The organism is Pseudomonas sp. D4002, assembly GCF_013385665.1.
Taxonomy (GTDB): Bacteria; Pseudomonadota; Gammaproteobacteria; order Pseudomonadales; family Pseudomonadaceae; genus Aquipseudomonas.
Window position 1 is genome coordinate 23794 of sequence record NZ_JACAPN010000058.1, and the last position, 10267, is coordinate 34060.

General features: G+C 63.2%; 10 protein-coding genes. 3 read left to right on the top strand and 7 right to left on the bottom strand.

The features are described 5' to 3' along the window. The first annotated feature begins 104 nt into the window (after positions 1-104). Positions 105-1112: an NADP-dependent oxidoreductase gene (locus HX824_RS30725; RefSeq protein ID WP_087695366.1), complete on the top strand. Its 1008-nt coding sequence runs from the start codon at positions 105-107 to the stop codon at positions 1110-1112. Between the two features lie 139 nt (positions 1113-1251). On the opposite strand, the gene pyrF is transcribed toward HX824_RS30725, so the two are convergent. Then, the gene (gene pyrF, locus HX824_RS30730) at positions 1252-1950 is read right to left on the bottom strand and encodes an orotidine-5'-phosphate decarboxylase (protein ID WP_003217180.1); all 699 of its coding nucleotides are present in this window, start codon (positions 1948-1950) and stop codon (positions 1252-1254) included. 290 nt (positions 1951-2240) lie between these two features. On the opposite strand from pyrF, the gene HX824_RS30735 reads away from it, so the two are divergent. Together HX824_RS30735 and HX824_RS30740 are read left to right on the top strand one after the other, a co-directional pair. After that, entirely contained in the window at positions 2241-3005 is a 765-nt protein-coding gene (locus HX824_RS30735; RefSeq protein WP_032898726.1) for a response regulator, read from the top strand. Beyond that, on the top strand, positions 3005-4042 hold the full coding sequence (locus tag HX824_RS30740; protein ID WP_003217175.1) for a cell wall metabolism sensor histidine kinase WalK: 1038 nt from the start codon (positions 3005-3007) through the stop codon (positions 4040-4042). The genes HX824_RS30735 and HX824_RS30740 overlap by 1 nt, the downstream gene beginning before the upstream one ends. Before the next feature lie 28 nt (positions 4043-4070). Here HX824_RS30740 and HX824_RS30745 read toward each other — a convergent pair whose 3' ends face one another. The 6 genes from HX824_RS30745 to HX824_RS30770 form a co-directional block, all read right to left on the bottom strand. After that, positions 4071-5135: an AI-2E family transporter gene (locus tag HX824_RS30745; protein WP_003217173.1), complete on the bottom strand. Its 1065-nt coding sequence runs from the start codon at positions 5133-5135 to the stop codon at positions 4071-4073. A 73-nt stretch (positions 5136-5208) separates the two neighbouring features. Continuing rightward, positions 5209-6027 carry a DUF4892 domain-containing protein gene (locus HX824_RS30750; RefSeq protein ID WP_003217171.1) on the bottom strand — a complete coding sequence of 273 codons (819 nt, stop codon included), beginning with the start codon at positions 6025-6027 and terminating at the stop codon, positions 5209-5211. Positions 6028-6129: 102 nt separating this feature from the next. Next, positions 6130-6984: an alpha/beta hydrolase gene (locus tag HX824_RS30755; protein WP_087695368.1), complete on the bottom strand. Its 855-nt coding sequence runs from the start codon at positions 6982-6984 to the stop codon at positions 6130-6132. Continuing rightward, positions 6981-7790 (bottom strand): alpha/beta fold hydrolase, encoded by an 810-nt coding sequence (locus HX824_RS30760; RefSeq protein WP_008431257.1) that lies wholly within the window; start codon positions 7788-7790, stop codon positions 6981-6983. The genes HX824_RS30755 and HX824_RS30760 overlap by 4 nt, the downstream gene beginning before the upstream one ends. A gap of 98 nt (positions 7791-7888) precedes the next feature. Then, complete coding sequence (locus HX824_RS30765; protein ID WP_003217165.1) at positions 7889-8332, bottom strand: hotdog fold thioesterase; 444 nt, start codon at positions 8330-8332, stop codon at positions 7889-7891. 31 nt (positions 8333-8363) lie between these two features. Next, the gene (locus tag HX824_RS30770; RefSeq protein ID WP_177055941.1) at positions 8364-10031 is read right to left on the bottom strand and encodes an AMP-binding protein; all 1668 of its coding nucleotides are present in this window, start codon (positions 10029-10031) and stop codon (positions 8364-8366) included. Positions 10032-10267: the final 236 nt, after the last annotated feature.

The following is a 10267-nucleotide window of genomic DNA, read 5'->3' on the forward strand; positions in this document are numbered from 1 at the left end:
ACTATCATTGCAGTGGATCGGTGGGCATTCGCAGGTGCCGCGCACCTTGCCGGTGCAGCCCGAAGGGTCTATCACTCAAGGTCCACTTCTCAAGAGTCGCTGCCATGACTGCCCAGACCAACCGCCAATTCCTGCTCGCCAAACGCCCGGTCGGCGCGGCCACGCGGGACACCTTCACTTACCAGGAAGTGCCGGTGGGTACACCCCAGGACGGCCAGGTGCTGGTGCACAACGAATACCTGTCCCTGGACCCGGCCATGCGCGGCTGGATGAACGAGGGCAAATCCTACATTCCACCGGTGGGTATCGGCGAAGTCATGCGCGCCTTGGGCGTAGGCAAGGTGATCGCGTCGAACAACCCGAAATTTGCCGTGGGCGACTACGTCAACGGTGCCTTGGGTGTGCAGGATTACTTCCTCGGTGAGCCGCGGGGTTTCTACAAGGTCGATCCGAAACTGGCGCCGTTGCCGCGTTATCTGTCGGCGCTGGGGATGACCGGCATGACCGCTTACTTCGCCCTGCTGGACACCGGCGCGCCCAAGGCCGGCGAGACCGTGGTGATCTCCGGCGCGGCAGGCGCGGTGGGCAGCATTGCCGGGCAGATTGCCAAGATCAAAGGCTGCCGCGTGGTAGGCATCGCTGGCGGCGCCGACAAATGCAGGTTCCTGGTGGATGAGCTGGGTTTTGATGCCGCCATCGACTACAAGAACGAAGACGTGCATGCCGGCCTCAAGCGCGAGTGCCCGAAAGGTGTGGACGTGTATTTCGATAACGTCGGCGGGGACATTCTCGATGCCGTGCTCAGCCGCCTGGCATTGAAAGCCCGCGTAGTGATCTGCGGCGCCATCAGCCAGTACAACAACAAGGAAGCTGTCAAAGGGCCGGCCAACTACCTGTCACTGCTGGTCAATCGTGCGCGCATGGAAGGGTTTGTGGTGATGGACCACGCGGCGAATTTTGCCGCTGCCGGGCAGGAAATGGCCGGCTGGATGGCTCAGGGCAAGCTCAAGAGCAAGGAAGATATAGTCGAGGGGCTGGAGACGTTCCCGGAGACGCTGATGAAACTGTTCAACGGTGAGAACTTTGGGAAGTTGGTGTTGAAGGTCAGCTGACACACCGCAGAACAAATGTGGGAGCGGGCTTGCTCGCGAAGGCGGTGTGGCAGTCAATGCATAAGGTGACTGCTCTACCGCCTTCGCGAGCAAGCCCGCTCCCACATTTTTCTACCGTGCCCGCTTCAGGTCGGGTAGGTCAGGCAATCTCGGCAACTACCGCTGCCAGCGCCTTGGCCGGGTCGGCCGCCTGGCTGATCGGGCGACCGATCACCAGGTAATCGGAACCGGCATCCAGGGCCTGGCGCGGGGTCAGGATGCGACGCTGGTCGTCCTGGGCGCTGCCCGCCGGGCGAATCCCCGGGGTCACCAGTTGCAGCGCCGGGTGGGCGGTCTTCAGCGCCTGGGCTTCCAGCGCCGAGCACACCAGGCCGTCCAGGCCAGCCTTTTGCGCCAGGGCCGCGAGGCGCAGCACTTGTTCCTGTGGCTCGATGTCCAGGCCGATGCCGGCCAGGTCTTCACGCTCCATGCTGGTCAGCACGGTCACGCCAATCAGCAGTGGCTTGGGGCCGCTGCGCTGATCGAGCACTTCACGGCACGCAGCCATCATGCGCAAGCCGCCGGAGCAGTGCACGTTGACCATCCACACGCCCATTTCGGCGGCGGCCTTGACCGCCATCGCGGTGGTGTTGGGGATATCGTGGAATTTCAGGTCGAGGAACACCTCGAACCCTTTGTCACGCAAGGTGCCGACAATTTCGGCGGCACAACTGGTGAACAGTTCCTTGCCAACCTTGACCCGGCAAAGCTTGGGGTCCAACTGGTCAGCCAGCTTCAGTGCGGCGTCACGAGTGGGGTAATCCAGGGCGACGATGATAGGAGTCTGGCAGGCGGACATTGGAATGGGCTCTCAGGCAAGTCGAAATCGGCGCGGATTGTAGCGCAAGCAGCGGGTTTGCGGGATCCGATGATCGGTAATTCGCGATTTAGCCGCCAGATTGCGGGCTCCCGGGCAATTGTGTCGAAACAGATACATTCCCGACATGCCTGCAATACCCCCGAAGATTAGCCTCGCACACGTGAACCATCGTACAGAACTTCCAGCCCCGGGGCTGGGCGCCTATGCTGAACGCAACAACCTCGCCGCCGAGCTTCGGCCCGGCGGCCCACCAGGTAGATGATCGCACCATGCAAACCCTGACTCCTGTGCTGAATGACGATCAAAAAGCCTCGCTTGTCGGTGAAGACAAACGCTGGAATACCCGCGCACTGATTGTCGACGACGACGTGCCGATCCGCGAACTGCTGATCGATTACCTGGCGCGCTTCAATATTCTCGCCAGCGGCGTGACCGATGGCGCGGCCATGCGCCAGGCCATGCAAGCGGAGACCTTCGACGTGGTGGTGCTCGACCTGATGCTGCCGGGCGAAGACGGCCTGTCGCTGTGCCGCTGGCTGCGGGCGGAATCGGACATCCCGATCCTGATGCTCACCGCCCGCTGCGAACCTACCGACCGCATTATCGGCCTGGAACTGGGGGCCGACGACTACATGTCCAAGCCCTTCGAGCCCCGTGAACTGGTGGCGCGCATCCAGACCATCCTGCGCCGGGTGCGGGATGACCGCACCGAGCAGCGGGCGAATATCCGCTTCGACAACTGGCGCCTCAACAGCGTGCTGCGCCAGCTGGTGGCCGACGACGGGCTGGTGGTGCCGCTGTCCAACGCCGAATTTCGTTTGCTGTGGGTGTTTATCGAGCGCCCGCGCCGGGTGCTGAGCCGCGAACAATTGCTGGACGCGGCCCGGGGTCGCTCCATCGAGGCCTTTGATCGCAGCATTGACCTGCTGGTCTCGCGCCTGCGCCAGAAGCTGGGGGACGACCCCAAGGCCCCGCAGTTGATCAAGACCGTACGCGGTGAAGGCTACCTGTTCGACGCCCGAGATATCGGCTGATGCGCAACGCCTTCAACACCCTGTTCGGGCGGCTGTTCGGCGTGTTGCTGGTGGCGATTGTGCTGGCCCACGCGCTGGCATTCTTCTGGTTTCACCATTATGGCCCGCCGCCCCCTCCGCCCCACGAGACCTTCATCGAGCAACCGGACGGCAGCCTGACGCCAATGCCCAAGGAGCATCGCCGTCCCTGGTTCGGCGGGCCTGTGGTGCCACTGACCTTCCAGTTTATCTCGCTGATCATCGCCGCCTGGTATGGCGCCAAGCTGCTCAGCCGGCCGATCCAGCGCCTGAGCGCAGCGGCCGAGCGCCTGAGCCTGGACCTCGACAGCCCACCGCTGAACGAGTCCGGCCCACGAGAGGCGCGGCAAGCGGCATCGACCTTCAACCTGATGCAAAAGCGCATCCGCGAACAGGTCACCCAGCGTGCCCGCATGCTGGGCGCCGTGTCCCACGACCTGCGCACGCCGCTGTCACGGCTCAAGCTGCGCCTGGAACAGATCGAAGACACCAAGCTGCAGGGCCAGATGCGCCAGGACCTGGACGACATGATCGGCATGCTCGACGCCACCCTGAGCTACCTGCACGAGCAGCGCACCAGCGAAACCCGGCATTGGCTGGATGTGCAGGCGCTGGTGGAGTCCCTGAGTGAAAACGCCCAGGACCGCGGCTCCGATGTGCAATGCAGTGGTGAGTGCGCGCCGCTGCAAGTGCAACCGATGGCCCTGCGTTCGTGCCTGAACAACCTGATCGACAACGCCCTGCGGTACGCCGGCACCGCGCGCATCGAACTCGCGGACACTCCGCAGGCGCTGGTGGTGAAGGTAATCGACCACGGCCCGGGCATTGCGGCGGATAAACGCGAGGCGGTGTTTGAACCGTTTTATCGGCTGGAAGGCTCGCGCAACCGCAATTCCGGTGGCGTGGGGTTGGGCATGACGATTTCCAAGGAAGCCGTGGAACGCCTCGGTGGACGGCTGAGCCTGGAGGAAACTCCGGGCGGCGGCCTTACCGCCGTAATGTGGCTGCCAAGGGCGTAGGAATGGTTCCTGCGCCCTGCAGGAACCATTACTGCCCGGTTTTATCTTCCCGCCGCACCTGAGCCTGGGTGGCACTCCAGTCGGTCAACAAGCTATACGCCACCGCCAGCAATGTCGGGCCGATAAACAGGCCTATAAAGCCGAACGCAATCAACCCGCCAAACACCCCCAGCAACACGATCACCAGCGGCAGGTTGCCGCCACGGCTGATCAGGTAGGGCTTGAGCACGTTGTCGACGCCGCTGATGATGAACGTGCCCCATACACCGAGGAACACCGCATAGGTGTAGTCGCCCTTCCAGGCGAGCCAGGCGGTGGCCGGAATCCAGATCAGCGGCGGGCCCATCGGAATCAGGCTGAGCAGGAACGTCACGATCCCCAGCACCAAAGCCCCCGGAACACCGGCAATCCAGAAGCCGATCAGCGCCAGCAAGGCCTGGGCGGCAGCGGTGCCGATCACACCGTTGACCACCCGCTGCACCGTACCCGCGACCAGTTCGATGTAATAACCCGCCCGGTCGCCGATCAACCGCTCCAGCAAGCGATGCACAAACATCGCGAGACGCGGCCCGTCACGGTAGAAAAAGAACACGAACACCAGGCTCAGGGTCAGTTCCAGGATGCCGCCGCCGATCTGCGCACTGCGGGCCAGCAACCAGTTGCCGACCTGGCCCAGGTACGGTTTCAACGTGACCATCAGTGCCGCGCCCTGCTGGTCGATGCTGTCCCACATCGCCACCAATCGTTCGCCGACAAAGGGAATGGAGCCGAGCCAGGTGGGCGCCGCAGGCAAGCCATCCACCTGGATATCCTTGATCAGGCCCACGGCATCGCGCACATGGTCGGCGAGGTTGAACCCCAGCCAAACCAGCGGCAACGCCACCAATAGCATCCAGACCAGGGTCAGGATCCCGGCGGCCAGCGATTCGCGACCGCCCAGCCAGCGGGTGAGCAAGCGCATCACCGGCCAACTGGCAAACGCCAGTACCGCGCCCCAGAACAGCGCCGACCAGAACGGCGCCATCACCCAGAAGCTGGCACCAAACAACACCAGCAGCAGGATCTGCACCAGCAGGCGATCGTTATTGAGCATGTGGTTTCTCGAAAAGAAGTCTGTAAGAGCAAGAGCTTAGGCGAACGGCGCGGGTCCGTTCGCCCTGGAACGGTCAGCGTATCAGATGCAGGTGCAAACCCTTGGCTTCGGTGGTGCCGGTTTCCAGGCGCGCCGCACGTACGCCCTGATCGATCAAGCCCTGGCGCCATGCCTCGGCGGTGGGCCCGGTCAAACTGACCCGCAACGTGGCATCCAGGTTCAATCCGCGGGAAATAAGGGTGAGCCAGGTGGCGTCAGGCTCGGCGCCCAGCTTGGGAAAATCCAGCTCGCCAGTGCTTTTCAGTTCCCGCAGCAGCGTAGCGGAGGTCGGCAGCAAATCACCCAACGGTGCGCTGGCGTCCATCTGTTCCACGTGCAGGTACGCCCGTCGATTGCCCCGGGTGATGCCGTACAACGCGACCAGGGAGTTGTCCTGCGGGGCCGCCAGGCGCAGCAGCAGGTATTCCTGCTGGCCGTCGGCGCCCACCAGCTTGGCATTGCCGAACACTTCATTGGCCCACAGGCTGCTTTCACCGCAATCACGGGCCTGGCACCAGAACAGCAGTTGCGCGCCCTGGGCCTGCAAGGCTTCGCGGGTGGCGGTAAAGGCGGCGCTGGAGGTGTGCTCGGCAGGCAGTTCGTAGGTGATGGCAGTGGCTTGGCCGCGGGCGGTGGCCTGGCCTTCATAGCGCAGCTGGCCGCTGATCTTGCGGATCGAGCCCAGCGGGTAGATACGTTCTTTCTCTTCGGCGGGACGGTAGTCGACGATCTGCGCGTCGACCTGACGGGCCACGGCGGGCAAGTCCTGGCTACCCGGTACGTCGGCGGCAAACACCAGCGGGCTGAAACAGCACAGCCCCAGAACACGGAAAAATCCCTTCGGCATACTCATCGGATCGGCGCGCCCTGGCCATTGGGGTGCGCTGCGGTGTTGAGATCGTTCATGGTTGACTCCCTTTCGATCCGCCCAGCCTCGGCAGTTGACCCCGCCAAGTCAAGGCGTGGAGAAGAACCGATTGAAACAGTCTGCAACAAGGGTAGCGCCTGGCTCGTCATTCAGGTGCAAATGATGGCCACCGGGCAAGGTAGTCACCTGGAACGGAAGCCCGGAAAGCAATTCGGAATGTTTCGCCAACATGCCGTCTTCGGCGACCACCAACTGTGTCGGACAGCCGACTCGGCGCACGAAGGCCATCGCCTGTTCTTCTGTCAGGCGCATGGGGGAGGCCAGGGTCAGGCGGCTGTCGCTGCGCCAGGTGTAACCACCCGGCACGGGCATCAAGCCACGCTGGGCCAGCAGTTCGGCGGCTTCACGACTGACTGCCACCACGCCTTTCATCCGCGCTTCCACCGCGCGATCAAGGGTGCTGTACACCGGCTTGCGCTTGTCCTGCAGGTTCATTTGCGCCTGCAACGCCATGCCGAGGCGTTCGGCGGCGTTGTCTGCGGTGCCGGTCGGCGGGATCACGCCATCAATCAATCCCAGGTGCGTCACCCGCTCCGGCAAGGCGCCGGCCAACACCAGGGAAACGATGGCGCCGAGGGAGTGGCCAAGTAATGCAAAACGTTTCCATCCCAATTGTTCGGCGACTTGCAGCACGTCGTGGACGTAATCCCACAGGGAATAACCGGCTCCAACGGGTCGATGGGCCGAGTGACCATGGCCGGCCATGTCCAGCGCAACGATGCGCAGGCCATCGAGTTTCGGTGCCAGCCGGGCGAAGCTGTTGGCGTTGTCCAGCCAGCCATGCAGGGCAATCACCGGCAAACCGTCTTCAGGGCCGAACAGATGCGCCGCCAACTCGATGTGCGGCAGCGCCAGGCGGACTTCTTCGACGGGCGCAGTCATGCGCAACTGCGCTCGCGCTGGCGAGCTTCCCAACGGGCAAACAGGTTCTTGATCAAAGTGGCGGTGTCCTGTGGGCGTTCAAGGGGAAACATGTGGCCGCCGGGCATGGTCAACATTTCGCCCATGGGCATGCGCCCCACGCCGCTGGCATGGTGACGCATCACCACCCGGCTCTGGCGACCACGCACCACCGCCAGCGGCACTTTCAGTTGCCGGGCCTGGCCGGGGCTGGTGTGGGGCACGCCGCGGTAGATGCTGATTTCGGTGGCCGGATCAAAGCGCAGGCGCAGGCGATCACCCACCGGTTCCAGGCCGTGTTGCAGGTAGGCATCAAAACAGTCGGGATCAAAGCCGCGAAACAAGGTCTTGCCGGCGAAGTACTGGCGCGCAGCCGCCAGGTCGGCGAACTCTTCACGACGGCCCAGGGTGCGCCCCGCCGGGGTCAGCCGGTCGATAAAGCCGAAACGCTTGGCCGCGCGGATCACCCAGCGATCGGCCAGGGTCAGTACCGGCGAATCCAGCATCACCACCCCGCGATACAGCTGCGGACTACGCATGGCCGCGTGCAGGTGCAGCACGCCACCCAACGAATGGCCCACGCCCCACACCGGCTCCGGTTGTTGCTCAAGGTGGTGGATCAGTTCGTCCACCAGGTTCTGCCAATTGTCATCCACTGGAAACCGGGGGTCGTGACCGTGCTGCGGCAAATGCGCGACGGCGTACTCCGGGGCCAGGGCGGCAAACAATTTGCCGTAGGTCGCCGAAGGAAAGCCATTGGCGTGAGCGAAAAACACGTGCTGCGACATACCTGATCCATCACCGTAAACAGAGTGTTGATTCTCCCCAGACCGGGCAGTCACGGCAATGACTGTAACTGCCAGGAATGATGACACTCACGCCACGCCTATCGGGCCGGCGGCGTCTCCCCCAGCGGTACCACGGCCATGGTCAGGCGCGACACACAGCTGGCCTTGCCTTCATCGCTGGTCAGGCGGATGTCCCACACGTGGGTGGTGCGCCCGATATGAATCGGCTTGGCCACCGCCGTCACCCGCCCGCTGCGCAAGCCGCGCAGGTGGTTGGCGTTGATTTCCAGGCCCACGCAATAGAACTTGCTGGCGTCGATGCACAGGTAACTGGCCATGGAGCCCACGGTTTCCGCGAGTACCACCGACGCGCCGCCGTGCAGCAGGCCGTAGGGTTGATGGGTGCGGTGGTCGATCACCATGCTGGCCGTCAGGGACTCGTCGTCAAAACGTTCAAAGCGGATATCCAGTACTTCACCGATGGTGTTTTTCTGAATCGCATTCAGTTGCTCGATATTCGGTTGGGTGCGCCACAGGCTCATTGATCGGTCCTTATTGGTTTTATGTCAGTGCTCAATCCTGCCACAGCACGGCTTCGGAGCGCTCGCTCCAGGCCAGGAACTGCGACCCGTAGGCTGATTCAATCACGTTGCGCTTGATCTTCAAGGTCGGCGTGAGAAAACCGTTTTCCACCGCCCAACTGTCTTTCACCACCACCAGTTGGCGCAAGCGCTCATGTTTATCCAGCACCTGGTTGACATCTTCCAGCAAGCGTTCAAGGCTGCCCTGCAAAGCCTGGCGCCCAGCGCCTGCGGCATCTTGCAGACCCACGGCAGATAACACGCACAGGCCCATGGGCGCACTCAAGCCATCGCCCACCACGCACACCTGCTCGATGCGTGCATGTTCGGCCAGGCGGTTTTCAATCGGCGCCGGGGCCACGTATTTGCCTTTGCTGGTCTTGAAGATTTCCTTGAGCCGCCCGGTCAGCCGCAGGCGGCCATCGGTGCCCTGCTCGCCCTTGTCGCCGGTGCGCAGGAAGCCGTCGGCGGTGAGGGTCTCGGCAGTTTTTGCCGGGTCCTTGTAATAACCGAGCATGGTCGCGCCGCTGCGTACCTGGACTTCGCCGTCGTCACCGATGCGTACTTCGACGTCCGGGCATGGCGGGCCTATCCAGCCGAGTTTCTGCTGGCCGGGGCGGCACACGTGGGAGTAGCCGCAGCTTTCGGTCATGCCATAGACCTCCAGCACATCCAGGCCCAGCCGGCGATACCAGACCAACAGTGCTTCGGGCACGGGGGCTGCGCCGGAGATCGCCACGCGCACAGCGTCCAGGCCCAACCCGGCGAGTACTTTGTGGCCGACCCGCTTGCCGATGAAGGGCAGGCGCAGCAAGGTATCGAGGCGGCTTGCGGGGATTTTGCTATAGACGCCCATCTGGAATTTGGTCCAGATCCGCGGTACGCCGAACAGCGCTGTTGGCCTCGCCCGTTTGAGGTCTGTCAGAAAAGTGTCGAGGCTCTCGGCGAAAAATACTGTCTGTCCGGTGTAGATCGAGGCCATCTCCACGAACATGCGTTCGGCGACGTGGCACAGCGGCAGGTAGGACAGCAGGCGGTCGCCCTCCCCCAGGCCGAACAGTTCAGTGCCGCGGATGGCCGCGAAGGCCAGCGCGCCGAAGCTGTGCATCACGCCCTTGGGCAGGCCGGTGGTGCCGGAGGTGTAGATGATGGTGGCTAGATCGGATGCTGCGGGCGCGGGGTTGTCCTGAATGGGTGAGCAGGCTTGCAGGTCGGCCCAGGTGAAATCGAATTCGCCATCGGGGCACAGCGGCAGGCTGATGGTGGGCAGGTCGGCCTTTACTCCGGCGGACATGGCGGGCCAGTCGTCCAGTTTGCCGATAAATGCCAGTGCGGCTTCGGAATGCTCGAGTACGTGGGCGACGGAGTCGGCGGTGAGGTTGGGGTAGAGCGGGACCGAGACGTGGCCGGCCATCCAGATGGCGAGGTCGGCGATGATCCAGTGGGCGCAGTTTTTCGAGATCAGGGCGATGTGGGAGCCCACTGGCAGGTCGCGGGCTCGCAGCCAGTGGGCGGCGCAGCGGGCCTGTTGACCGGCTTCGGCCCAGGTGAGGGTTTGGACCTCGCCGCCCTTGATGGGCTGAACCAGGAATCGTTGCCGTGGGTGGCGGGCTTCGCGGTCGAAGAAGACTTGCAGCGGCAAACGAATAGCGACAGACATGGACGCGCTCCTTTGTGTTCCGATGGTAGCCAACCAAGCACTTGCTTGGCTGACTATTTCATGGGAGCGCGGGGGGTGCAAGTTCTGCTGTTTGGGGGTATATCCGTTATTTGGGTGATGGCTGAAATGGGTTCCGCTCTTACAGCGGCTCACTTTTGAAAAGCGCAAAAGTAAGCAAAACGCTCTTGCCCCACCACTCGGCTCCTCGCCTAGGCTCGGAGTGCCCTCACTCCGGC

Bases quoted from the DNA above. Each gene is read 5' to 3' on its own strand.
- HX824_RS30725 (WP_087695366.1), top strand. From the start codon at position 105: ATGACTGCCCAGACCAACCGCCAATTCCTGCTCGCCAAACGCCCGGTC.
- pyrF (WP_003217180.1), bottom strand. From the start codon at position 1,950: ATGTCCGCCTGCCAGACTCCTATCATCGTCGCCCTGGATTACCCCACT.
- HX824_RS30735 (WP_032898726.1), top strand. From the start codon at position 2,241: ATGCAAACCCTGACTCCTGTGCTGAATGACGATCAAAAAGCCTCGCTT.
- HX824_RS30740 (WP_003217175.1), top strand. From the start codon at position 3,005: ATGCGCAACGCCTTCAACACCCTGTTCGGGCGGCTGTTCGGCGTGTTG.
- HX824_RS30745 (WP_003217173.1), bottom strand. From the start codon at position 5,135: ATGCTCAATAACGATCGCCTGCTGGTGCAGATCCTGCTGCTGGTGTTG.
- HX824_RS30750 (WP_003217171.1), bottom strand. From the start codon at position 6,027: ATGAGTATGCCGAAGGGATTTTTCCGTGTTCTGGGGCTGTGCTGTTTC.
- HX824_RS30755 (WP_087695368.1), bottom strand. From the start codon at position 6,984: ATGACTGCGCCCGTCGAAGAAGTCCGCCTGGCGCTGCCGCACATCGAG.
- HX824_RS30760 (WP_008431257.1), bottom strand. From the start codon at position 7,790: ATGTCGCAGCACGTGTTTTTCGCTCACGCCAATGGCTTTCCTTCGGCG.
- HX824_RS30765 (WP_003217165.1), bottom strand. From the start codon at position 8,332: ATGAGCCTGTGGCGCACCCAACCGAATATCGAGCAACTGAATGCGATT.
- HX824_RS30770 (WP_177055941.1), bottom strand. From the start codon at position 10,031: ATGTCTGTCGCTATTCGTTTGCCGCTGCAAGTCTTCTTCGACCGCGAA.